A 24603-nucleotide genomic window follows, 5' to 3' on the forward strand; every position below is an offset into this window, starting at 1 on the left:
CGAGCAACGGTCTGTGAGCGAGTCCGCGCGGGCGCTCCTGGCGGTTGAGGATCTTTCCGTTCACTACTTGGGTCAGGACCGGTGGGTGCTGCAACGTCCAACCCTGGTCCACCTGAGCGGTCAGGTAACGGCCGTCATTGGGCCCTCTGGATGCGGTAAAACTACCTTCGTCCGAGCCGTGTGCGGCCTTGTGCCCCACTGTCTGCCGTCCGAATACTCCGGCAGCGTTCAAATTGCCGGCGCCGAAATCGCCGACGCCACGGTCCAGTTGATCGCTACCAATGTCGCCTACGTGGGACAAAATCCGGATGCCGCAGTCATTACCCGTACGGTGTATGACGATGTCGCGTTTGCGCTGCAGAACCTCTGCCTGCCTGTTCCTGAGATTGATCGACGGGTACGCGAGGCATTGGCTGCGGTTGGTCTGGAGACCAAGCTGTGGGAGAGCCCATGGAGATTATCGGGCGGCCAACGCCAGCGCCTAGCGATCGCGGTAGCACTGGCTATGCAGCCCCGCTTATTAGTCCTCGATGAGCCAACATCGACTATTGACACGCAAGGCACGGACGAGTTTTACAGCGTCATCCAACAGCTGGTTAGCGATGGCGTGGGCATCGTGGTGATCGACCATGACCTCGACCCGGTCCTACCCCTGTGCGATCACGTCATAGCGCTCAACGCGCAGGGCGCGGTGATCGCGCAGGGAACTCCACATGAGGTTTTTCTCAGCCATACCGCGGAACTTGAGGCGTGCGGAGTGTGGCTGCCCCGTGCGTTACGCGACGAATCCCCGCACCACGCCTTGACCTGCGAGCAGGCGGGCATTCGAGTTCCCCGCATCACGGATATCTGTGGTGATTCGGTGCAATATCAGCGGCGCACCGAAGCAGGATGGGAAACCATCGATGCGATTGACACGCTCGACGGTGGAGGCAGCGCCACGGTAGAGCTGGCAGATTTCTGTGTTCCCGGACGTTCCCCAGCTATCTCTATGCGGCTACGGGGTGGCGAGTTTATCGCGCTTATAGGGCCGAATGGCGCAGGCAAAACATCCCTGCTCGCGGCGCTGGCGGGTCTCATACCATCAAAGGCACAACGCGCTACGGTCTGCGGAGAGGTTGTGCGGCGAGGGCGGCACCAGGTCGGCTACGTGTTTCAAAACCCGGAACATCAGATGGTTTGTTCCACCGTGGCTGGCGAAATCTCCACGGGGGATGTTTCCGCGTCTAAAGCCGAGGCTATTGTGGAGCAATTCCATCTCTCCCAGTATCGAGACCAACACCCGTTGACTCTCTCAGGCGGCCAGATTCGTAGACTATCGGTGGCTACGATGGTCGCCGAGAGCCGCGATGTGATTGTCCTTGACGAGCCCACGTACGGCCAGGACTGGGCGAATACCTGCGAACTCATGGCCTTCATCGACGAACTGCGCGCTGAGGGCAGAACCGTCATCATGGCCACCCACGACCTAGAACTTGCCCTATCACGCTGCAGCCACATCATCGCGCTACCTGCTGCCGTTAGCGAAACTCGTGAAAACGCCGCATCCGCAGCACCAGCGAACCCGCCTTCGCCGTCCGTGCCCCGTGGACTCTTCTCATCGTTCAATCCTGTGACGTTGCTATTGGCGCTAATCCCGGCGATGGTCATGGTGTTCGTATGCAAGGACCCGGCCGTCAATGTTGGAGTGCTCATCGCAGCGAGCCTGGCCATGGTAGCCGCGAGAGCGAGTCGCGCTCGAACGGTCATGTCACTGCTAGCACCCTGGGTCATCGCAGCTGTGCTACTGCCGGTGTTCCGCTACAACTACACCATTGAAGAGGTCAGCCCACTCTACAATCACGGTGGCGAGCTTGCGGCAGCGAGCGGTATCGGGGCACTGTTGTCCCTCATGCTGCTTTCAGGCATCAGCACTCATCCGGAAGCGCTGCTTCGCACGTTGACGACGACGTTCAAGCTTCCCTATCGGGTCACTGCGGCGGGAGCTGCGGCTGTCGCCTTCGTCACTCGTTTCCGGCAAGATTTCCAGCTGTTGCGCACAGCGCGGGCATTGCGGGGTATTGGGGCATCATGGGGGCCGTTAGCGCCCGCAATTCGATGGGTGGGTTCCCTCGTGCCGCTGGCGATCCTCGCCGTCCAGCACGGCGAACGGGTTGCCCTGTCGATGGATTCACGTGGCTTTGGCGCCTATCCGCGGCGCACGGAACTCCAACACACACCGTGGCAGGTGCGAGATTGGTGCCTGGTGGGCCTCCTTTGGGCCGTTACTGCGTTGCTGTGGTGGTGGCGCCAATGAACGTTTCGAAAGACTCGACTCGACAGGAGCCTGATGTGAGTATTTCCGTCGCCGCACTAATCCGCCCGGCCAAGGGCGCGATGGTCCTTTCCGCAGTCCTCACAGCCTTCGGCGCTATCGTCACGCTGGTGCCGTTCGTCGCCTTACACAACATGGCCGCGATCTGGCTTGACGGGCAGGTGCGCACCGGCTGGACCGGAAAGCCGTGGGTTTGGGCCGTGATAGCGGTGCTTTCGCTGTTCGTGGGCCAATTGCTCTACCTGTTTGGATTGGGTGTCACCCACGAGGCAGAAGCCAAGCTCCGACATCGGTTGCGCGGCAATGTGGTCCAAGCGCTGGGCAGTTTGCCCTTGGGTAGGGTCTCGCAGGTGCCGCACGGGGCCATCCGCAAGATGGTGTGTGACGATACCGCAGCTATCCATACTCTCGTTGCGCATGTTCCCGGTGATGTCACCAACGCCGTGGTCTCGATGGTCGTAGGCCTCGGGTATCTCGTGTGGGTCGATTGGCGACTGGCGCTCGCGCTCTTTGGAACGTGGGCCGTAGCGATCATGATCATCGTCAGCACGACCATGCGCGGCTATAGCGATATCACCGAGCGATTCGGACATGCCCAGACCGCACTGGCCGCAGCCACCGTCGAAATGCTTGAGGGCATTAAGGAGATCAAGAATTTCCAGGCCACCGATGCGACCCGAACGCGCTTTAACGCCGCCCGCCAGCAATTTTCTGCCATCTCCTTCGACTGGGTTCGTCGCTCCGGCAGAGCGATTAGTCTGCTCGGTTCGCTACTGCGTCCAGCCACGGTCTTCGTCACGGTCGCGTTACTGGCGGCGCTATTCGTCGCGCAGGATTGGAGCACGCTGTCGGCGACGCTGCCATTCTTCCTGATCGCTCCCGGCATCCCGGAGGGGTTCACGGTGCTAGTCGGTCTGATGCAGCATATCTATGAGTCGCAGCTGGCGGCTCGCACCACGGCAGAGCTGCTTTCCGAGAAACCCATGCCCGAAGGCAGCCGCACCCAAGAAGAGGGCCCAAACCCCGGCCAAGTTGAGGTCTGTGAGGTTTCCTTCTCCTACGAGCCTGACGTGCCCGTTGTGCACGGTGTCTCCTTTACGGCTGAGCCCGGAACGGTCACGGCTCTGGTGGGCCCGTCGGGCGGAGGGAAGTCCACACTGGCCCGGCTGATTGCGCGCTTTTACGACGTCAATGATGGCGTGGTACGCATCAGCGGTGTGGATGTACGCGAGGCGAGTTTTTCGTGGCTACTTTCCCGCGTCGCGATCGTCCTACAGGACGTAACGTTGTCGAACGATTCGGTCCATACCAATATCGCGCTGTCGAAACCGTCGGCAACGCGCGCCGAGGTCGAGGCAGCAGCCCGTGCGGCATGCATCCACGATCGCATTATGCGTCTGCCCGAGGGGTATGACACCGTGCTTGGCGAGGTTGGTGGCTTCCTCTCGGGCGGTGAGCGGCAACGCATCACCCTGGCGCGAGCATACTTGCAGGATGCGCCGATCTTGATTCTCGACGAGGCCACCGCGCAAGCAGACCCCCAGTCGGAGCGTGCGATCCACGAAGCGCTCAGCACCTTGGCATCCGGGCGCACGGTGATCATCATCGCGCATCGACTCGCCACCATCCGAGACGCCGACCAGATCCTCGTGATTGAGGACGGCCACATCACTCAGCGTGGTAGGCACGAGGACTTGGTCGACCAAGCGGGGACCTATAGCGAGATGTGGCGGGCCCAAGAACTCCATTACATGGCCTAAGGAGAGACACGCTCATGTGGAAACTAATGATCAGGGTCGTCAACAGGGCCGAGTTGCGTACGTTGGTGGGCTGGTTCGCCTTCTCCGCTGTCCTACAAGGCATCACACTGGCGTTGATGATCCCCTTCCTTCGGGCATTATTCTCCCGCTCTGAAACCCTTGGCACCTGGCTCGTCGTCGTTGCCATCCTCGGCGCGATCACGGTGACGGTCGACACCTTCGCGATGTACCGCTCCTATCGGATCAGCGTCTATGAAGTATGCGATACCTTAATTGATCGCGTAGCAGATCATGTCTTGCAGCTGCCGCTTGGGTGGTTTAATGCCAAACGCGAAGCGGACGTGGCTAATGCGACATCCAAGGAGATCAACACCCTGTCGCATCTGGCATCAATGGTGATCCCGAACCTGTGCAACGCCTTCATCGTGCCGTTGGTGATGCTCGTTGCTACCGCATTCATTGAGTGGCCGTTAGCTGTGGTCATGGCAGTGTCGATCTTGCCGTTTATTCTCACGTGGCGGAAAATGTCGGCGGCAACAACCAGAGCCAATGACATGGAAGACCGTACCTCGGCCGCCGCAGCCGGCCGGTTGATTGAGTTCGCCAGGCTACAACCGGTGCTTCGAGCCACGGGTGCCGCGACGTCGTGGGACCCCGTACAAGAGACTCTGCAAGCCGACTCTGAGGCGACGTTGGCCGGGCTTCGGATCAAGGGCCGACCTGCCCAAGGATTCAACCTCATCGCTAACGTGACTTTCGCGGTGGTGCTCGCCTTGGGGCTGTCGTTCGTGACCGGAGCGCGTCTGGACCCGATTGCGTATCTGGTGATCGCGGCGGTCAGTGCGCGCATGCTGCTGCCGCTCACAAAAGCCGCGCTCTACGCATCTGAGGTCGATAACGCCGCAGTGGCGTTGCGCCAGATGGGAATAATCCTTGATGCCGCGCCACTTGCCGAACCTGATTCCGAGCAGGCACGGGAACCGCGTGGGACGTCGATTGAATTCCGAGGAGTGTCGTTTTCCTACGAGTCAGGCCGGCCTGTCCTAGACGATGTCTCGCTCACCGCCCCGCGGGGAGCAGTCACCGCACTAGTGGGGCCGTCAGGGGCCGGGAAGTCGACGATCTTGCGTCTCACCGCAAGGTTTTGGGATGTCGACGCCGGTAGCGTGACCATCGGCGGGGTGGACGTGCGCGAGATTCCAACCACGCGGATCATGGAGCTGACCTCGATGGTGTTCCAGGACACCTACCTGTTTGACACCACGATCCGGGAGAATCTGCGGATTGCCCGTCCCAATGCGACGGACGCCGAGTTGGAAGAGGCAGCTCGCAAGGCGAGACTTGATCGGGTGATTGAGGCGCTGCCTCACGGTTGGGATACCGAAGTGGGGCCTGCCGGGCAGAGCCTGTCTGGAGGTGAGCGCCAACGAGTGGCAATCGCTCGGGCATTCATCAAGGATGCTCCGATACTGCTGCTCGACGAGATTACCTCGGCGCTGGACGGCGAGAATGAATCGGCGATTAGCGACGTCATCAGTCAACTATCTGAGGGCCGCACTGTGATCGTGGTAGCGCACAGACTATCCACCATAGATAGCGCCGATCAGGTGGTCTTCCTCGAACCCTTAGCGGACGGTGCTATCGTCGCCGAAACCGGCACGCCTAAGGAATTGTCTAGTCGGCCCGGACGGTTCCACGATTTCGTGGCTGCCGCCGATGCGTCGTCTCGTTGGCAGCTGAGACACACCTCAGATTAGCGGACGCGGTCCCGGTGCCAGGCGCCAAGCCCTAAACCCACAGCTCAAATCGGAGTACCTCGACACGTTTGGCACACGTGGTGCTGTCGCGAACATGGCGCTAGTGGGATCATGTGCGAACAGCATCTCGCTGATGAGCGAGGGCGCTACTAATCACCAAGGGAGTTGAGTCCCTCATAGTGGTGTAGCGGGGTGGTCGTGCTGGACAGCAGGGCGGTCACCGCGTGATCCTCGAGTTTCGTCCCCTACAACTCACTCGCGAAAGGCCACACGATGACCGCTACCCATATTGTCGACCCTGCCGGGCTGCTTGGCGAACTGCTTGCCGAGGCGTCACCTGTTGCAGACTGTGATCAACGAGTTGCTGTCTGCGGATGCTGATGCGGTTGCAGGTGCCGAGTACGGCCGCCCAGATCCTGACCGACGGGCCCAGCGCAACGGCTACCGCCACCGGCCTCTCGATACCCGTGTTGGGACCTTGGACATCGCGGTCCCGAAACTACGCCAGGGCACCTATTTCCCTGAGTGGCTGCTGGAGCGTCGCAAGCGCGCCGAGTCCGCATTGATCACTGTTGTTGCCGACTGCTATCTCGCTGGAGTCAGTACTCGCCGGATGGACAAGTTGGTCAAGACGTTGGGAATCGACCGGCTGTCGAAGTCCCAGGTCTCTCGCATGGCCGCCGAGTTGGACGAGCACGTCGCCGAGTTTCGACACCGCCCACTAGGCGATGCTGGGCCGTTCACGTTCGTGACCGCCGACGCGTTGACGATGAAAGTTCGCGAGGGATGTCGTGTGGTCAACGCGGTCGTCATGCTCGCGACCGGGGTCAACGCCGACGGGCATCGCGAAGTCTTAGGGATGCGGGTCGCCACGAGCGAGACCGGCCCGGCCTGGAACGAGTTTTTCGCCGATCCGGTCGCCCGAGGACTGTCCGGGGTCCGGCTGGTCACCTCCGACGCCCACCGAGGCATCGTGGAAGCGATCGCGGCGAACCTGCCCGGTGCCGTCTGGCAGCGTTGCCGCACTCACTACGCCGCGAACCTGATGAGCATCACTCCCAAGAGCTTGTGGCCGGCGGTCAAGGTCATGCTCCACTCCGTCTATGACCAGCCTGACGCCGATGCTGTTCACGCCCAGTTCGACCGGCTACTGGACTACACCGCCGAGAAACTCCCCGACGTCGCAGACCACCTCGATGCCGCCCGCGCTGACATTCTCGCGTTCACCAGCTTCCCGACCGAGGTCTGGCAGCAGATCTGGTCGAACAACCCCACCGAACGGCTGAACCGCGAGATCCGGCGCCGCACCGATGCGGTTGGGATCTTCCCAAACCGGGAAGCGATTGTCCGGCTCGTCGGCGCCGTCCTGGCCGAGCAAACCGATGAATGGGCAGAAGGCCGCCGCTACCTCGGCCTGGAAGTCCTCGCCAAGAGCCGCCTCAACCTGATCACCACACCCACAACCACGACCGATGCCGACATGCCCGCACTCGCAGGCTAAAACCCCAAACGAGAGGAAAACGCCGTTACACCACTACAAGGGACTTGACCCCCAACTTGTTAAAAGCTTTGTAGTTGACTAGGAGTGCAGATGGTCGTCGGCCCACCTGCAAGAACGAATAGCAAGCGGTATCGTCTACAGGTAGAGGTGCTACCCGCATCATTTGTCGAGACCCCGCGTCTATTCTTGCGCGCGAGATCCCGACTGGTTCACCCCCTCTACGGACGCCAGCCGGGTAGTGACGTGCCAGATACTCAGCGGTACAGCAGGCTAATCTCCAAACGTCCGCGGCAGCCGGAATTCCCAGTTCATAGCCGGTAATGACGCTATCCGATAGCGCCACTCCGCACTGGGGTCTTGTATCCATCGTGACCGGTTGTGCGATCCGGCGTGTGGCTGCGGCAACTTCCTTATCATCGCCTACCGCGAGCTTCGCGCCCTCGAGCTGAAGATCCACGAGCGGCTCCAGGAATTGAACAGTGGCGGCGTTCAGCTGGACCTCATGGCGGAAGATCTTGTGCACGTGCGCCTTCGCCAGTTCCACGGCATCGAGATCGAGGAGTGGCCCGCGACAATTGCCCGCACCGCGATGTTCCTCGTGGAGCATCAGGCAAACCAGGCCATGAACCTCACTCTCGGCTATTCGAAGCCGATGCTTCCCCTCCAGGATTCCGCCCAGATCACCGTGGGCAACGCATTGCGCCTCGATTGGCGCGAGCTCGTGCCGGCGGGCCCGAACACGTTCATCATGGGCAATCCGCCGTTCATTGGGCAGTACACGAAGGCAGCGGATCAAACGGAGGATATGAAGCTCGTGTGGGGCGAGCTTTACGACGGTTACCTCGAGTACGTGACCGCTTGGTTCAAAAGTCGAGCGATTTCTTCCGTTCCGTCACTGGCGGCCGCTTCGCGTTCGTGTCCACAAACTCCATTGCGCAGGGCCAGCCCGTTCCCGCGCTGTTTGGCCCGCTTTTCGACGTGGGCTGGCGTATCCGTTTCGCCCACCAAACCTTCGCGTGGCAGAGCGAAGTACCCGGAAGTGCCGCCGTTCACTGTGTCATTACCGGCTACGACAAGCACGAACGCAGCGCCCCGCAGCTGTTCACCTACAACAATGTCAAAGGCGAGCCGCCCCAGGTTCCCGCAAAGCAGATCAATGCCTACCTCGTGGATGGGCCGAACGTACTTGTACAGAAGCGATCAAAGGCGTTGAGCCCTCAGCTTCCGAAAGTTGCTTTCGGCTCTAAACCAGCTGACGGAGGCAACCTCATTGTCGAAGCCGATGAATATTCCGAAGTTGCCGCGGACCCCACCGCCGCGAAATATCTACGGGAGTTTCGTCAAGGTCGCGAAGTCGTTCGAGGCCTTGATCGTTGGTGCCTGTGGATGGCGGATGAAGACTTCGAGCCCAGCGACATCCAACGTGCACCGGTACTGAAAGAAAGAGTAGAAGCCTGCCGTCGGTGGCGCTCGTCGCAAACGACGGGCAGCGATGCCTATAAGCTCCGAGACACGCCCCACTTGTTTAGGGGAAATGCGAACCGTCCGCTAGTGCCTTACGTAGGGATCCCCGCTGTGGTTTCGGAAGCAAGAAACTTGTACACTGTGCAACATCTCCCGGAGACAGTTATAACCGGAAACCAACTTTTTACTGCCGAGGACCCTGACGGTTTCCTTTTCGGCGTGATTTCGTCGTCGATGTTCATCACATGGCAGCGCGCGGTGGATGGCCAGCTTAAATCAGACTTACGCTTCTCGAACACGCTCGTGTGGAACAACCTCCCGCTCCCCGCCGTCGAACCGGAACTGCGCGAAAAGATCATCGAGGCGGGCAAGGGCGTGATCGCGGCGCGCGAGCTGCATCCCGAGCGTTCTCTCGCCGAGCACTACAACCCCCTCGCGATGAGCCCCGCGCTTCTCAAGGCGCACGCTGCGCTCGATCGCGTCGTCGACAAAGCGTTCGGCGCGAAGAAACCGCTCCACTCGAACGAGGAGCGCCTCACCCTGCTCTTTGAGCGCTACGCAGAGATGACCGCCGCTGAAAACGAAGGCCCGCGGCGGTAGTGCTTTTGCGGGCGTCAAAGCGCGACTTTGGCGGTCGCGGCGGCTTCTGCCGATCGACCCTGCATGGCTAACATCGCCTAAAGGTGATATTATCGATCTGTGGCGATGTATATGGGTGAAGAAACCTCCCTCGAAGAACGTGAGAACTGGGTGACTCTCTTTAAGAGCCTCGCCGATGGTCATCGGCTTCAAATCATCCAGCATTTGCTGTTAGGCGAACACCGCGTGACGGACCTCGTCGAGCACGTGGGTCTTGCGCAATCGACAGTGTCAACGCACGTGGCCTCGCTACGAAAAAGTGGGCTCCTCGCAAGCCACACGCATGGCCGCGCGACGTACTACACCTTGGCGTATCCCGAGGAAACGAAGACGCTTCTCACGGCGGCAAAGGCCTTCTTCGACGGCACCGAAAAACTGAGGCAAACCTCGCAGCCGGAGAGCACGAGCCATGACTAAACCATCCGTGTCGCGCAGGCGCAAGCACTCTCACGAGGCACACGACCACAGCATCTCTGCCGACGCCGACCGCACGACTCTGTGGGTGGCCTTGATTGTGCTGAGCGTCTTTATGGTCGCCGAAGTCATCGTCAGCCTTCTGACTGGCTCCCTCGCACTGCTGTCGGATGCCGGGCACATGCTGTCCGACGTCGGAGCGATCGGGCTAGCGCTATGGACCATTCGCCTCGCCGCTCGGCCTGCCCAAGGGGCGTGGACCTGGGGCCTCAAACGCGTGGAAACCATCTCCGCCGCGGTCAACGGCATTACGCTCCTGATCGTGGCTGGAGTCATCGCTGTGGAGGCAGTCCGGCGTCTGTTCGAACCACCCGAGGTCGACGGTGGCCCCGTGCTCATCGTTGCCCTGGTCGGGGTGGTCGTGAACATCGTCGTCGCGTGGTTGGTTGCTCGCGCCAATCGCTCAAGCCTCAATATCGAAGGTGCCTACCAACACATTCTTACCGACCTCTACGGCTTCCTCGGAACCATTGTTGCCGCGCTCATCATCATGGTGACCGGGTGGACTTTTGCCGATGTCATTGCGTCCCTTCTGGTGTGTGCCCTCATGGTGCACGCAGCGTGGAATCTCTTGCGCGCCGTCGGCCGAATTCTGCTCGAAGCAGCCCCGGAAGGAATTGACCTCGAGGAAGTCATCACCCACTTTCTTGAACTTCCCCACGTGCAGCGCGTGCATGACCTGCATGTGTGGAGCGTCGCGAGCGACCTGCCGGCACTATCAGCCCACATTGTTGTCGACGACGAGTGCTTTACCGACGGACATATTCCCGAATTACTCGGCCAAGTGCAGCACTGCGTCGCGGGACATTTCGACGTTGAACACTCCACCTTCCAGTTCGAGCCGCCTCATCACGGGTCAAAAGAACTCTCCGTTCACCCTTGAGCGGGCAAGGAGCACTGATCCGGCACGCTCCCGAGCAACGGAAGGGGTGCCTGCAAGCAAAGTTCCTCCTTGGCGAATGAGATGAGCGTGAACTTGAGTGCCTGGGCTCTATAGATAATCGCGAAAGTCCGCCAGTTCCTGGCCGACGCGAGAGATGTACGTCGGCAGCGTCATGCCTGTCATTGACGAGTAGTGAGTGATCCGAGCGACCTGAGTGCCATTGCCGCAAGTTTCGCGGAGTTTGTCGAGTGACGCCGGAGCATAGAGGGCCTTGTAGACCTGAGCGCCGAGCCCAACGATGAGCGGGTTCCGGCTACCTAGAGTTTGGAGTTCCTCGCAAAGCCCGTCGACCTGCTCGCGCACGAAGCGTGGATCCCGTAGAAGCGTGTTGATGGGCATCGACTTGCTGCTTCGGAACGGCGCGAGCGTACCGTTTCGCATTTTCACGAGATCGGTAATGTACGCGCCCTCGAGTCCATTGCCTTTGCATGCCTCACGTAGACGCCTATCGCTTGTGCGACCACACTCTTCATGAAAACTGGCGAAGCTTAAGCGATCAGTGACGGCGGTGATGCCCGCCGCTCTCTCGGCAAAGTTGAGGGCGACGAGTACAAGATCTGTGCGTAGCGAAGGGAGCTCGGTATCCAACTGTTGCTGGCTCCGCACTTCTCCAAACGTGCGAACTACAGAATCGAGCTTCAATTGTGGAGCGCGGATGGAGTCGGGGCTCCACGGAGATTCATTCCACACGGTCCAACTCCCGCAGAGACCGTAGCGCGTGCGCATTAAGTCGAAGATTTGGTAATCCACTGACGAATCCCTCGAGATTAGTTCTTCAGTTAGTTGGCTCTGAGGGTAGCGTTGGAGAGGACTGGTTTTGAAATCGTTAGGACGTCCACCATGGCTACCGACAATACCCCCACAATCGATGAGTTTCGGCCGGTGGTGTTAGCCGTTCTTGCTGACGGCAAAGTTCGTGGTTTTCGAGAACTATGTGAACTTGTCGCTGATGCCGCTGGGCTTACAGCCGAAACACGAGGCGAGCGGCTTGATTCCGGTCAGATGCGCTATCGACACCGAATCGGGTGGGCATGCTCAACCATGACTAAAGCTCGATTGCTTGATCGCCCTAAGCAGGCGATGTATCAAATCACGCCCGACGGTCTGACGGTTGCGCGTCGCAATCTTCCTATTTATACCGGCAAGGATCTCGCGGAATGGGAGGCATGGCGCGAATACCAAAGCGAGGTCGCGGCCCGTCGATCGGCCGATGACGCCCCCGCCGGTGCGGTTCCGGAGATCGAACAAGATGCCGATCCGGTCGAGGCCATCGCTGCGCGGTCGCGGGACTTTAACGCTCAGGTGGAAACCGATCTGCGCAAGCGTCTTCAGGAAAACTCCCCTGAGTTCTTCGAAAAAGCCGTCATCGACTTGTTGTGGGCAATGGGCTACGGCGGAGATTACGGCGAGAAGCAGCATGTGGGTCGATCGGGTGACGGTGGGATTGATGGCATCATCCACCAGGACGCGCTCGGCCTTACGAACGTGTATATCCAGGCGAAACGCTATGCCGACACCAACAGGGTGGGAGAACCCGAGATCCGTAACTTCATCGGCTCTCTCGATGCGCAGGGCGCAAATCTCGGGGTCTTCATCACGACCTCATCCTTTCTGGACAGGGCCAAAGGAACGGCCGCAGGCTACCGCCACGGGCGGATCGTGCTGATCGACGGCATCCGACTCACGAAACTGATGCTGACCTACGGCGTTGGCGTGGAAAAGGCCCACGAGTTCACGCTCTTCTCCGTCGACGAGGACTACTTCGAAGAGGACATGCAGTAAGAAATGGCCTGCAGCGTGCCACACGCCGCGGGCCATTGCGAACTCACGTTCCTACTTGTTGAACGTAATTTGAGTGAACTTCTCCGTCTGCTCGCGGATGCCCGTTTCGGTTGGAAAGCGCTCGATAGAGGAAGCACCGTAGAATCCGACGATGCCCTCCGTGTTGTCGAGGATGTACTGGGCGTCCTCGGGATTCGCGATGGGGCCACCGTGGCACAGGCACAGGATGTCCGGGTTGACGCTGCGAGCAGCATCGGCAAGTTCCTGAACCTTTGTCGCTGCCTCTTCGAGGCTAAGCGCGGTCTGTGCCCCGATCGTGCCCGAGGTCGTGAGGCCCATATGCGGTACGAGAATATCGGCGCCGGCAGCGGCCATCTCTTTCGCCTGCTCGGTATCGAAGACGTACGGCGAGGTGAGAAGATCAAGCTCATTCGCCATGCGAATCATGTCGATCTCGGGGCCAAAGCCCATACCGGTTTCCTCAAGATTCGCGCGGAAAACACCGTCGATGAGGCCAACCGTCGGAAAATTCTGTACGCCCGCGAAACCGATCTCTTTGACCTGCTTCAAGAAATGCGGCATCACGCGGAACGGATCCGTGCCGTTCACGCCAGCGAGCACAGGGGTGTGCTTCACAACAGGAAGCACCTCGTTTGCCATCTCCATGACGATGCCGTTCGCGTCGCCATAGGCGAGAAGGCCCGAAAGGGAACCGCGGCCCGCCATGCGGAAACGGCCGGAATTGTAAATGACGAGAAGATCAATCCCGCCGGCTTCCGCCGACTTCGCTGAAATGCCGGTACCGGCACCGCCGCCGATAATCGGCTTGCTGCTCGCGACCTTTGCGCGCAGCGCTTCAAGGATTTCTTTGCGGGACATGTCAGTTCTCCTTCTTTCCCGATTGGTTGCGGATAAGTTCGTGGAGGCGCTCGGCCATCGCGCGGCCGAAGCCCTCGTCATTGATCGCACAGTCTTGCTCGTGAACGGCAACGGTGCTGCCTTCGAGGCTCTGCTTCACGGCGTCAAAAAGTGCGGTATCTGCTTCGGGGTCATGGAATGGGCCGCCCTCAACGTCGATGCCACTCAAGCCTTTTGTGGGAATGAAAAGCTCGGTGGGCCCCTTCGCGGCGGCAAGCTTCGTGCCGATGCGGCGACCCAGTTCGTGTGTCTCGGTGGGGGAGGTGCGCATGAGGGTGACCGTCGGGTTGTGCACGAGGAATGTGCGGCCCTCAAACTCGCTCGGGACCGACTCTTGTGGACCGAAGTTCACCATGTCGAGGGCGCCAAGGCTGACCACTTGCGGCGTTCCCGTACGCCCTGCCATCTCGAGCCGGTCGGGTCCGGCACTGAGCACTCCACCCACAAGATCGTCGGCGAGTTCCGTTGTCGTCAGATCGCACACGCCAACAATCAATCCCGACTCAATGAGCTTTTCCATTGCCCGACCGCCTGTGCCGGTCGCGTGAAACACGAGCACTTCGTAGCCGAGATCCGCGAGAGTCTTGCGAGCCTCATCTGCTGCGGGTGTGGTGAGCCCGAACATCGTGAGCCCCACGAGAGGGCGGTGCTCAACGGGGGCTCTCTTCGTGCGGGCTTCGAATTCCTTCGCCATTCCCGCGATTGCTGCGGCCGCATTGCCGAGTACCATCGCAGAAATCGAGTTGATGCCGGCAACATCCACGACCGAATACATAAGTGTCGTGTCCGTTTCGCCGACATACGGAGAAACATCCCCCGAGGCCATCGTCGAGACCAGCAGCTTCGGGAAACCAACCGGGACCGCCTGCATCGCCGGTGCCGCGACTGACGAACCACTTGAGCCACCGACCGCAAGTAGACCGTGAATGCGGCCCTCATCCGCGAGCTTCTGCACGATCGTGGCAGCACCGCGACCCATGACCGCCATCATTTCTCCGCGGTCGCGGCGCTCCCTAAGTTTCGCGGCATCCTCGCCGGCAGCGTCGATGACCTCATCGGAAGAGACATCCGCGAAATCGGCCGTGGAAAACGAGCCGACGTCGACGGCGAGCACGTTGACCCCCATTTCTGTGAGACGCGCTTTCAGCCAGGCATAATCTTCGGCTTTCGTATCGAGCGTTCCTACCAAAGCAATGGTTGTCATCAGGCACTCCTTCGTCATCGACTCTTTCCACCGTAGATTCTGCGAATGGACGCTGGCTAGGAAGTTTCCTCCGCATCTGGCCCCGACGGTTTGACGGCTCGCCAAGGCAGTCGTGCACGTGCGCGGCCTCGAGCACTCAGGTTTGTTATCTGTTCGTGATGTTAACTGGGTCCCGCAAGGGGAGCTCGAACAGCTTGTAGACCACGAACTCGACGATTCGGGAGAGCTACATGTTTTACGACATCGACGACAAGGCCGTGCGCGGCACGATTTCGAATACCAGGGGAACCGTCCCCGCGATCGAATCATCCAACAGAGATCTCAAGAACGGCGCGTCGGACTTGGGGGGATCGCTGCTGCACAGCAAACAAACGTCGGCTGCGCTCGCGGGGGACGTTGCGTCAGCTTTCGAATCAGCGGGTCAGGCGCTCGTGGAGATGGTGAACAACAACATCGATTCCACGGACGATGCAGTGCAGAAGTACACCCAGGGCGATCAGCTCATGTGCACGGCGGCTAATGCTGGTAACCAGCAGGCCCATGTGAGCGATATGCCCGGCATGCAGTGAAAATGATCGACGAGTGAGGAACTGCAATGACTTTTGACGTACCAGAAATCGAAGACCCGTCGATCGTGACCGGTGGTGCCTCGGAGATCCGCACCGCTGGCGAGAATGTCCAACAGAAGATGAGGGACACCTCGAATGCATGGCAGCCCATCAGCGGGCAGTACCACGCTCCTGAGGAGGGTCAGGTGCACCGCGCCATGAGGACCCCCGAAGAAATGGCTGACGAAATTATGAAGTCGGCCGGCAAGGTTGCCGACGGTTTGGATGCCTATGCGGACAAACTGGGGCCGCTCAGGACGCGAAAGACTGACCTCGAAGAAGAGATCAAGAAGTACGAAGCGGCGAAGGCGCTAGCGGACCCCACTGACGCTGCTGCTCAGGCCTCCCTTGCCGCGTGGGAGCTGAGATTGCAGAATAAGTGCACCAAGCTGCGGATTGACCGTGATGCGGCGGATTCGTCGTGCGCGAGCTCGATCAGAAACACGACCGAGAGCGCCGGCGCCGTGATCGGGAAAAAGCTCCTGGGGGCTATCACCCGCGGAAACAATATTGAAGGTGCCATGGGGGCGCTGCTCCAGTTCGGCAAGCTCGGTACAGACTTCGTCAAGTACTACAGCACGTACTTTTTCTATTCGAACGGCAGCATCAAGATTCGGCAGGGGTGGGCACCTAAGCTTCTGCAAAATATCGCTAAAAAGGGCGAGTTCGGCAAGGGGCTTGTCAAGGGCCTGACCGGCTGGGACGCGGATGCCGTTACCAATGGTGGTCAGTTCCTCGCGAAGAACTCGCCGATGAACCCCCTGGCCAAGCCCAATTCGTTCGGTGGCGCGCTCCAGGCGGTCATTGGCCGCAGCATGCTCAAGCTTGAAGGCAAGCATTCGCGAGTGCCGCACGCTCACAGCCAGGGGCTGACGAAAGCCAAGTGGGGCAAGGTCGCTACGGGCGCGAAATGGGTATCCCGGGCAGGCACAGGAATCTCGGCTGCGACTACCGCGGTGGACTCGTGGCAAACCGACTCAAAGGTTCACCCGAACATGGGCAACGTGGAAAAGGGCGCGCGCGCAGGCGTGTCTGCTGCCGGCGCTACGGCAGGCGGCTGGGCCGGCGGCAAGGCCGGTGCGGCCATGGGCGCTGCGATCGGCTCCTTCGGCGGCCCGGTTGGTACCGTGGTGGGCGGTGTTGCCGGCGGCATCATCGGCGGCGTCGCTGGCGGAGCCGCAGGTGGTTGGCTTGCGAACAAGGTGAAGGATCCCATTGGCAATCTCTTCGACTGACGCGCAAAAAACGCCGAGCTACGGCGGTTTCTATTGATCGCGTACGTCGAAAACGAGGATGTGAGGAGAGGCAATGCCCGATTCGGGTAAGTCAGTACCCGCAGAGATGACGACCTATACGCACCCGGACATGGTCGTCGATGTGTTCGCACCTCGCGGGTGGGAAGAAGACACGTCGGGAGCTGACCGAGGCATCTTCATTTACCTTTCGGATGAAATCTGGAACGAGCAGTTCCGCCCGAACATCGTGCTCATCCAGAGGAAGGCCGAGGCGGGCATCGAGACCCTGGAAGGGCTCGCGGCGATCCAGGACGAGGTCGAGGATTCCTACGCGGATACGCTCGACGAATACCGGATCATGCATCTTGATGCGGACACCGTCGGCGTTCAGGGCGTGCCGGGGCTGCAACGCATTGCGTCGTACACCAACCAGGACGGCATCCCGCTGGTGATGTTCCAGTGGACTGCGGTGCACAACGGCGTCCACATTGACCTCACCATCACGTACCCCACCGAGCTGCTGGGCGAGAGAGCGCAGCTGATCTTGAACATGGGGCACAGCCTGCTGTGGAAGGAGTCGGCACAGTGACTGAGCAGATCAACACGGGCAGCGACGGCACCGCGGTGGAACTCGGCTTCGAGAGCTTCATGATGCTGCTCGAAAAGGGAATCCCGAACGAGGGTTTTCGAGTCGTTGATGTGAACGACCAGGTCGTGGCAAGTGATGGTCGCGTTGCCGACGGCACCGAGGGCATCTGGCGCACCCTCAAGGACTATCGCTACCAGCTCACGATCACGTCGGTTGCCGGCAACGGAGCGGAAGACAACCGCTTCCTGTGGCTCGGGCCGGACGGCTGCGTGAGCGCCCAGACCGTTCTTACGAGCGAGGTCTCTGCTCCGCCGAGTTTCGTGCTCAAGTCGCATCAGCTCTCGAGCAGGTATGCCGTGCTGTTTGATCTCTCGGATCTCACGCCCATCGCCGACAAAGACTTCACGTCTAATGACTCAGTGAAGATCGACGCGGAAACGTGGGAGAACCTCGTTCTCGAGCCCGGGGAGGAAGACAAGCTCCATAAGGCTCAGCAGGATGTCGCCGCGGCCGTGCGCGAGGTTTCACCCGGCGTGGCCGGCGACGTGACCCAGGGCCTCTACGAGCAGGTCGTTGTGGCCTCCGAGAAGCACACCGAGAACGGCCCGAAGCCGATCGCGACCGCGTGGGTGTCGACCCCGCACGGCTACCTGTCCTTCTATTCCGAGCCGCGCAAGATCTTCGGTAGCTCCCACTACCTTCAGCCAACCGATGCGTGGGTGCTGTACATGATGGCCGCCCATCAGCTTCCCTCCCAGCAGCAGATCTCCGCGTGGTAAGAGGTGCCGTCGCTCGGCGGTGGCGAGAGAGGAGGATGGACGCATGAAGATTCTTCTGTGGGTCCTCATCTTCGTTGTCACCACGGCGATCTTTGCGTTCTACATGTTCCACGTTCGGTATCAGGAGAACGCCGAGTGGTACGACGACTACCGCGAGATTCCGAACCTGTGGATCCTGCCCTATTGCACGCCGGTTTTTAGCGTCGGGGCGCTGCTCATCCTCCACGAGGAGCTGGGGTTTCCTGGCGGCGCGTTCGTGGCTGAGCCGCTGCGGATCCTCGGGATCATCACCGTGGTCATGATCCCCATCGGCATTCTCGGCGGGATTGGGGTGCCGCTTCCCTGGCCGTTCGCGCCGCGCTGGGTTGTCGAGCGCCGCAAGAAGGATCGCGCCGCACGAAAGCGCACCACCTCCGACGCCTAAACCGAAAGACCAGAGCAGCAGCGCCTATATTCCCCGCGCCGCCATCACCTCGCGCACGGGACTCATGCGCTCCTCGTGCTCGCGAGCGCTATACGCGCCGAGCTTCAGATCATCCGTGAGGCGACCATCCACGAGGATCACGAGGCGGCTCGCACGCGCGGCAACCTGCGGATCGTGCGTCACGAGAATGAGCGTTGTGCCGGCGTCATTGAGGCGCGAAAGCACATCGAGAATCTGCTGACTCATCGCCTGATTGAGCGCGCCCGTGGGCTCATCGCCAAACACTACGCTCGCGCCGTTAACGAGTGCGCGGCAAATCCCCGCCCGCTGCAATTGCCCACCGGATGCCTGCCCGGGCAGGTGATCGGCGATCGACGCGATCCCGATGTCGGTCATGAGTTCCTCGGCACGCGCCACGATTTCACTGCGCGGACGCTCACCCGCGAGGAGTCCGGGCAACACGATGTTGTCGCGCAGATCAAGGCTCTGCAGAAGGTGCGGTTCTTGAAAAACGAAGCCGATATGACGCAAGCGAACGTCGGCAAGCTCCCGCTCCCCAAGCCCCGTGAGTTCCCGCCCGCCGAGCGTGACCGTGCCGGCCGTGGGCCGATCCATTCCCGAAAGCATGTGGAGAAGAGTCGTTTTCCCCGAGCCCGAAGGTCCCATGATCACCACGAACTCCCCGGCTGCAACCTCGAGGTCGATGCCGTGTAGCACGCGTTGGCTGTAATCCTTGATGATTCCTGACGCGCTCAGCATGAGATTCTCCTAGTCGCGAAGGGCGAGGGTGTGAAGACGAAGTGTGGACGTGCGAGTCGCGAGCAGCACGCACGCGAAAACTGCCGCCGGAACAAGCAGCCACGCAACCCACGGATTTGGCATGAGGGAGATTCCGGGGGCACCCATCTGCCCCATGACGAGCCGGAACAGGGGTTGGGTGGCGAGGGAGGCGAGGGCCACGCCCGCGGCAACGCCCACAATTCCGACGCTTGCTAACTGCACCATGTGCATGCGCGTGAGCGCGGTGTTTCTCATCCCGAGTGCCGTGAGTGAGGCGAGTTCACGCCCGCTGCGCGCGATGAGAAGCACCACGAAAAGGGCGACGATGAGGAATGTTTGCCCAAGCGCGATCGCCGCCGCGATCCACGTGACGGTGCGCAGCTGCGCGATCGCGCCGCCCATCGTTTGCGAGGCGTAATCCGCCATGTGCGTGACCCGCGCTCCGGGGAACTCGTGCGAGAGCCTCGCGGCAACGGCGTTGGCATCCTCACCGGGGGCGAGGCGCACGTACACGAGCTCCGCGAGGGGCCTGGTGGGGGCAGCAAATGCCGCCTTTGCGGTCATGCCGCCATTCGTGATGTCTTGGTACACCCCGGAGATCCGCAGCCGTCGGACCTCACCCTCGCCGCGAAGCGTGACCGTTTCGCCCACGCTCGCGTCGAGCGCCTTCGCTTCGTTCACGGAAAGAGAGATCTCCGATGCGCTCGCGGGCGCGGCGCCCTCCTGATAGGTGAGCGGAAAGGCCGCGTGGTCACCTACCTCAACGAGCACGCTTTCCCACTCGCCTTCGGGGTTTTGGGCCTCGAAGCGGCCCGTGGTGAGATGCGCGGTCTCGGTGACCGCGGGATCGGTTGCGAGGCGCGAGAGGAGGGATGCGGGAGATTCGGCGTTCTCACGCACATCGATCCGCAAGTCCGCAGAGCCCACGCCGAGATAGGTGGCGAACTGCGGGTTCGCGAAGGTCGCGGCAATGTTTGCGGGCACGATGATCGCGAAAGCGCTGAGGGCGATCACGGCGATGAGCAGCAGATTTTGAGGATTGAGCGCGCCGCGTACGCCAAGAAAATCGGGAACTGTGAGGCGTGTGCGGGCAAGCTGCCACCGCGGCGCGTGTCGAACTCGCCGGCGCGTGTTTCCCGTGCGCAGCGCTTCTGCGGCCGACATTGTGGCGATGCGACGCATGAGCAGCCAGCATGAAGCCACGATCGCGAGGGTTCCCAAGGTTGCTACGCCTACCGGGGCCGCCACGAGCGCCACGTGGAAGTGAGGTTTACCGATGTACATGAGCACGCCCCGGCTTGCGAGGGTTCCAAGCGGGAACGAAATGAGAAGGCCCGCGAGCGCACCCGCCGCGGTGAGAGCCGCGTACTTGAGAATGAAAAGACCCTTGAGTTTTCCGATCGGTGCGCCGATTGCTTTGAGCGTCGCGATCTCCGCCATATCGGTGTGGAAGGCCGCGAGGAAAGCGAAGCGCAGGGCGAGGAGGGCAATCACGATCAGCAGCCCCGCGATGAGGGTGGCGACGATCGCGAGGAGCAGTGCGCTGAGCGCATTCATGAGCGCGAAGATCGTGGAATCAACCATGACGCCTTGTGCGGGAAGTCCCGCGTGGATGTAGGCGTCTTTGACCTCCTGGAGGCTCGCGCCTTCCTTGAGCTGGAATTCGATGAGGTATTCGGGCTCGAGGTGTGCGCGGGCGGCCTCGAAGTCGCTTTCGTTGACGACCAGGCGCTTCGAGGTGACCATCGATGGGTTCATTTGGGCATCGCGTGCAAACCCGGCAACCGTCAGAACTTGTTGTGTGCCCCCGAGCTCAAGCGTGACCGTGTCTCCCTTTTTCGCGAGATTCTCCGCCTCGTAGTACACGGGAAGCCACACGTCGCCGGGGGAGGGGGCCACGCGGTTGCCGTGTTCGTCGAGGAGCAGGTCGAAGCGCTCGGGGGAGGTGACGAGGGCGGGCTCGAGTACGGAATTGGCCTGGTTCTCGCCCGCGATCGTGAGGCGTGCTGTGGGAACCGGAAGGGTTTCCATGACGTCGGTGTCGGCGATGCCCGATTGGGTGCGCGCCCACGCGGTGATGTCGTGAGGATTGAGGGGACCGGCGTGCATTTGAACGATGTCGGGAGGGCGGGAATCGGCCCAGAAGCTCTCGAGGGCAACGGCAGTGCGGGAGAGAAGAACGGCGCTTGTGCACGCGAGGAGGGAAGCGACGGCAACGATCGCAAAGAGCACGAGCGAAACTACACGGTTGCGCCGGAGATCGGCGCGCAAGAGGCGCCAGAGCATTGGTCCCCCTGGAGGTTGCGGTAGTACTTCCAGTGTAGTGCTCGGACCCGCGCCGCAGGTCCCGAATGAAGGTGGAAATAACGGCGTGAGACCCCTCTGTTTCAGTGGCGCCTAGGAAGTTTTCTCTACTCGAGAAGGGGGGGGGCAGGGTGGCGGCGGGGCGCCGGTAGCTGTACTGTAAATGAGAACAGTTACCATTCGAGGAGGGGTTCATGCGGATTCTCCGCTCCACCTGCGCCACGCTCGCGGCTTTCACGCTCGCCCTCGCGCCCGCCTTTGCGGGGCCCGACGACGACCGTACGGTCCAGACGAACGCGCATATCGACGCGCCCAAGGTCTTTTGGGACAAAGACGCCAAGACATTCCAGATCAACTCCCAATCCAACGGGAAAACACTCCCGCTGGACAAGACCACCAACTGGGTTGGACGTGGCTACCAGGACGACGGCACGCAAAGCTACATCTTTGACGTGACGAAGGATCCGCGCCTCGCGTTCCTCGGAAAGGAAGGCGACCACCTCTACATGGCGCCTCACAGTCCCGGGCCGGGCAACACCCCGATCTGGTCAGGGTTCGGCGCCGACACGGCAGTGCCCATCGAAGAGTTCCAGGACGAGAACTTCACCATCGAGCTGACGGGCTTCAACGGCCCCGGCGAGATGAACATGTTCAACTACTCGAGCTACGGCAACCTGCCGGTCACGCATCTGTTCTCCTCGCACGATCACAACTCGCGCGCCGTGTGGCTCGACCCGGGCACGCACACCCACAACTTCACGACCTTCACGAAACCTGGCCGGTACGAGGTCACCTACGAGGCGAGTGCCCGGAAGTCCGACGGCACCTTCACCTCCTCGAAGCCCACCACGCTCGTGTGGCGCGTGGGTGGCACCAACCCCGCCGACGAAAAGCTCGGCGACGTCAAGACGGCCTACGACAAGGCTGCTGGAGTGACCGGCGAATCCACCCCGACCTTCACCATCGCCCCGCACACCGGCAAGAAGAAGGACGGCGACGAGCGCCTCACCGACCTCACCTTCGATGCCGGCAACGCCGAAGCAGAAGGCACCGTCGTGTTCTACATCGACGGCTACCACCTCGCCGAAGTGCCCGTGAAGGGCGGCAAGGCCACGTGGAGCGAGATGATCGGCTCGCAGAAGTCGACCTTCCAGGCCGTTTTCGTGCCCACGAAGGGCGCTGCTCGCTGGATCAGCGCGCCGCTCACCTCGAGCACTGGCCAAGCAGCTACGTCGACGAAGGACGCGGGCGACCTCCCCACGGAAACCCCCGACTCTGTCGCAACCGGCTTCCCCAAGGGAGAGGTAAAGGTCAGGTCACGCGACGTTTCGGTGAGCGCGAAGGCCGGCGACAAAGACACCCTGATGAAGCTCTCCACGAAACCTGCCGACGACTCCCTCACCTATCACGTCTCGGGCGGGTTCTACGAAAAGGGCTCCAAGTTCGCGACGTGTGACGTCGATGCCGTCAGTGGCCCTGGCCGCCGAAGCTTCGATATCGACCGCGAAGCATGCATGGGCGACAAGTATGACCTCCGCCTGACCCTCGAGCCGCTTCCGCGTGCCGCAATCGGCAACACCGAAGTCGCGGACTTCGGCCCGGTGACCGCCAAAGGTAAGGAAATCTCGACTCAGTTCTCCGAGAACGGCGCAACGGGCACTCCGGACGCACCGGAGGGCGGGGATGCGTCGGACCCGGGCGCCGGAGATGAAGGGGCCGACGGTTCCCTCCTCAACACCCCCGTGACCATCAACAACGGGCACGTTGACCTGCGCGTCATGGACGTCGACGGAAGCTTCTCCGTCGCCCTCGGAGACGACTCGCGCCAACACGCGAAGAAGTCCGTGCTTCGCACGATCGACTCGACGACGCTCGAGGTCACGAAGCTCGCGAAGGCCAAGCGCGAAGGTAACGTCCTTGCCGATAAGAGCTACGACGTGCTCGGCCCGAAGGGCAGCGAGCTGTATGTTCTCCCGCAGTCCCAGCAGCAGGGCCGGGTGTGGCCGGGCTTCTCGAGCGAAGAACTCGATCGCGACAAATACCCCGAGGGTGCAACGATGACGCTCACCCCCGTCAGCGCCCCCGAAGGCGGTAAGTGGTTCGCGTACACCGAGAACCTCGGCACGATCCAGAAGATGTACGCCACGAGCGAGAAGGCTTCCGACATCCCGCTTCCGCCCGGCACCCACATGCACACCGCGTGGGCATTCACGAAGCCGGGTACGTACACGATCGACGTCACGGCGCACGCTAAGCAGGCGAGTAACGGCGAGCGCAGCGCCGATAACGGGGAGGCTACCGCCAAGACTCAGCGCCTCACCTTCGTAGTGGGCGAGCAGCCGGGTAGCGACCAGGGCGGCGCCGAGGGCCAGGATCCGTCGGGCGAAAACCCGGCCCAGCCGGGCAACCCCGCTGACGGTGCCGGTGACACCGATGGGACCGGAGCCGAAGGCGATCCCGCGGGCGCCGGCGCCTCTGATGCCGGTGGCAGTGCACCCGCAGCTTCCGACGCCGGCGATGCATCCGATGCAGGCGGCGACGATCTACTGGGCGACCTCCCGCGCACAGGCGCGAGCGTTGGCCTGACCGTTGCTGCCGCGAGCGCGCTCGCGGCCGGCGGTGCGGCGCTCACAAGGCGTCGCAAGAACAGCTAAACGCTCACAGCTACAGAAAGGGCCCGCGCTTCTCCAGGGAGGCGCGGGTCCTTCATGCTGCCTCTTCCCGTCTCGGATCCTTTCCCCGTCTCAGGTCATGAAGAAAAGTGGGGTTTGGTGCTGTGTCGGGCCGGGGGCGCCGTCGAATCTTCATAAACAGTGACGGCATTTGGGGGATCGACAAGGTGACGGTTTTTCGGGGGGGGGGGCGGGCCCTTCATGCGCCTCTTCCCGTCTCAGATCATGAAGAAAAGTGGGGTTTGGCGCTGTGTCGGACTGGGAGCGCCGTCGAATCTTCATAAAGAGTGACGGCATTTGGGGGAGTCGGAAGGTGACGGCATTTGGGGAGTTGAGGAGGGGCGGTGTTTCGGGGAGTTGGAAGGTGACGGCTTTTCGGGGGAGTTGGAAGATGGCGATGTTTCGGGGAAACGAGAAAGCGGCGCCACCCGGGGGGAAGGTGGCGCCACTCGGGGC

Annotated in this window: 18 protein-coding genes and 2 pseudogenes; 15 read left to right on the forward strand and 5 right to left on the reverse strand. The window is 61.3% G+C overall.

Annotation, left to right across the window (positions count from 1 at the left end):
• Window positions 1–13: 13 nt before the first annotated feature.
• From FXY94_RS03135 to FXY94_RS03165, 8 genes and pseudogenes are all read left to right on the forward strand, one after another.
• A complete protein-coding gene (locus FXY94_RS03135; protein WP_016663569.1) occupies window positions 14–2296 on the forward strand; it encodes an ATP-binding cassette domain-containing protein in 2283 nt (760 codons plus the stop codon).
• Window positions 2297–2331: 35 nt separating this feature from the next.
• Window positions 2332–4074 (forward strand): ABC transporter ATP-binding protein, encoded by a 1743-nt coding sequence (locus FXY94_RS03140; RefSeq protein WP_016663570.1) that lies wholly within the window; start codon window positions 2332–2334, stop codon window positions 4072–4074.
• A gap of 14 nt (window positions 4075–4088) precedes the next feature.
• Window positions 4089–5831 (forward strand): ABC transporter ATP-binding protein, encoded by a 1743-nt coding sequence (locus tag FXY94_RS03145; RefSeq protein ID WP_016663571.1) that lies wholly within the window; start codon window positions 4089–4091, stop codon window positions 5829–5831.
• A gap of 273 nt (window positions 5832–6104) precedes the next feature.
• A pseudogene (locus tag FXY94_RS03150) lies at window positions 6105–7332 on the forward strand (IS256 family transposase).
• Window positions 7333–7708: 376 nt separating this feature from the next.
• Window positions 7709–9066, forward strand: a pseudogene (locus FXY94_RS11150) (DNA methyltransferase); the annotation flags it as partial.
• Window positions 9067–9171: 105 nt separating this feature from the next.
• A complete protein-coding gene (locus FXY94_RS11155) occupies window positions 9172–9396 on the forward strand; it encodes a type IIL restriction-modification enzyme MmeI (RefSeq protein ID WP_311201302.1) in 225 nt (74 codons plus the stop codon).
• Window positions 9397–9501: 105 nt separating this feature from the next.
• The gene (locus FXY94_RS03160) at window positions 9502–9852 is read left to right on the forward strand and encodes an ArsR/SmtB family transcription factor (protein WP_016663575.1); all 351 of its coding nucleotides are present in this window, start codon (window positions 9502–9504) and stop codon (window positions 9850–9852) included.
• Window positions 9845–10792, forward strand: a complete 948-nt coding sequence (locus FXY94_RS03165) for a cation diffusion facilitator family transporter (protein WP_016663576.1) — start codon at window positions 9845–9847, stop codon at window positions 10790–10792. Before FXY94_RS03160 ends, FXY94_RS03165 begins: the two co-directional genes overlap by 8 nt.
• A 108-nt stretch (window positions 10793–10900) precedes the next feature.
• On the opposite strand, the gene FXY94_RS03170 is transcribed toward FXY94_RS03165, so the two are convergent.
• Window positions 10901–11458, reverse strand: a complete 558-nt coding sequence (locus FXY94_RS03170; RefSeq protein ID WP_147594883.1) for a hypothetical protein — start codon at window positions 11456–11458, stop codon at window positions 10901–10903.
• 234 nt (window positions 11459–11692) lie between these two features.
• On the opposite strand from FXY94_RS03170, the gene FXY94_RS03175 reads away from it, so the two are divergent.
• Complete coding sequence (locus FXY94_RS03175) at window positions 11693–12634, forward strand: restriction endonuclease (protein WP_016663578.1); 942 nt, start codon at window positions 11693–11695, stop codon at window positions 12632–12634.
• A gap of 51 nt (window positions 12635–12685) precedes the next feature.
• Here the strand turns inward: FXY94_RS03175 and FXY94_RS03180 are convergent, their stop codons facing one another.
• Together FXY94_RS03180 and FXY94_RS03185 are read right to left on the reverse strand one after the other, a co-directional pair.
• Window positions 12686–13513, reverse strand: a complete 828-nt coding sequence (locus FXY94_RS03180; RefSeq protein WP_016663579.1) for a phosphoenolpyruvate hydrolase family protein — start codon at window positions 13511–13513, stop codon at window positions 12686–12688.
• Between the two features lies 1 nt (window position 13514).
• Complete coding sequence (locus FXY94_RS03185) at window positions 13515–14756, reverse strand: Tm-1-like ATP-binding domain-containing protein (RefSeq protein WP_016663580.1); 1242 nt, start codon at window positions 14754–14756, stop codon at window positions 13515–13517.
• 230 nt (window positions 14757–14986) lie between these two features.
• On the opposite strand from FXY94_RS03185, the gene FXY94_RS03190 reads away from it, so the two are divergent.
• The 5 genes from FXY94_RS03190 (at window position 14987) to FXY94_RS03210 (ending at window position 18391) form a co-directional block, all read left to right on the forward strand.
• Window positions 14987–15325, forward strand: a complete 339-nt coding sequence (locus FXY94_RS03190) for a hypothetical protein (protein ID WP_016663581.1) — start codon at window positions 14987–14989, stop codon at window positions 15323–15325.
• 26 nt (window positions 15326–15351) lie between these two features.
• Window positions 15352–16599: a hypothetical protein gene (locus FXY94_RS03195; protein WP_016663582.1), complete on the forward strand. Its 1248-nt coding sequence runs from the start codon at window positions 15352–15354 to the stop codon at window positions 16597–16599.
• Between the two features lie 73 nt (window positions 16600–16672).
• Window positions 16673–17188: a hypothetical protein gene (locus FXY94_RS03200; protein ID WP_016663583.1), complete on the forward strand. Its 516-nt coding sequence runs from the start codon at window positions 16673–16675 to the stop codon at window positions 17186–17188.
• A complete protein-coding gene (locus FXY94_RS03205; protein ID WP_016663584.1) occupies window positions 17185–17967 on the forward strand; it encodes a hypothetical protein in 783 nt (260 codons plus the stop codon). The genes FXY94_RS03200 and FXY94_RS03205 overlap by 4 nt, the downstream gene beginning before the upstream one ends.
• A 43-nt stretch (window positions 17968–18010) precedes the next feature.
• Complete coding sequence (locus tag FXY94_RS03210) at window positions 18011–18391, forward strand: hypothetical protein (RefSeq protein ID WP_016663585.1); 381 nt, start codon at window positions 18011–18013, stop codon at window positions 18389–18391.
• Between the two features lie 24 nt (window positions 18392–18415).
• Here FXY94_RS03210 and FXY94_RS03215 read toward each other — a convergent pair whose 3' ends face one another.
• Window positions 18416–19150, reverse strand: coding sequence for an ABC transporter ATP-binding protein (locus FXY94_RS03215; protein ID WP_016663586.1), 735 nt, complete (start codon window positions 19148–19150; stop codon window positions 18416–18418).
• 9 nt (window positions 19151–19159) lie between these two features.
• A complete protein-coding gene (locus FXY94_RS03220) occupies window positions 19160–21457 on the reverse strand; it encodes an ABC transporter permease (protein WP_016663587.1) in 2298 nt (765 codons plus the stop codon).
• Window positions 21458–21669: 212 nt separating this feature from the next.
• On the opposite strand from FXY94_RS03220, the gene FXY94_RS03225 reads away from it, so the two are divergent.
• The gene (locus FXY94_RS03225) at window positions 21670–24129 is read left to right on the forward strand and encodes a choice-of-anchor M domain-containing protein (RefSeq protein WP_016663588.1); all 2460 of its coding nucleotides are present in this window, start codon (window positions 21670–21672) and stop codon (window positions 24127–24129) included.
• The last annotated feature ends 474 nt before the right edge of the window (window positions 24130–24603 follow it).

Source organism: Dermabacter jinjuensis, from assembly GCF_902381725.1.
Taxonomy (GTDB): domain Bacteria; phylum Actinomycetota; class Actinomycetes; order Actinomycetales; family Dermabacteraceae; genus Dermabacter; species Dermabacter hominis.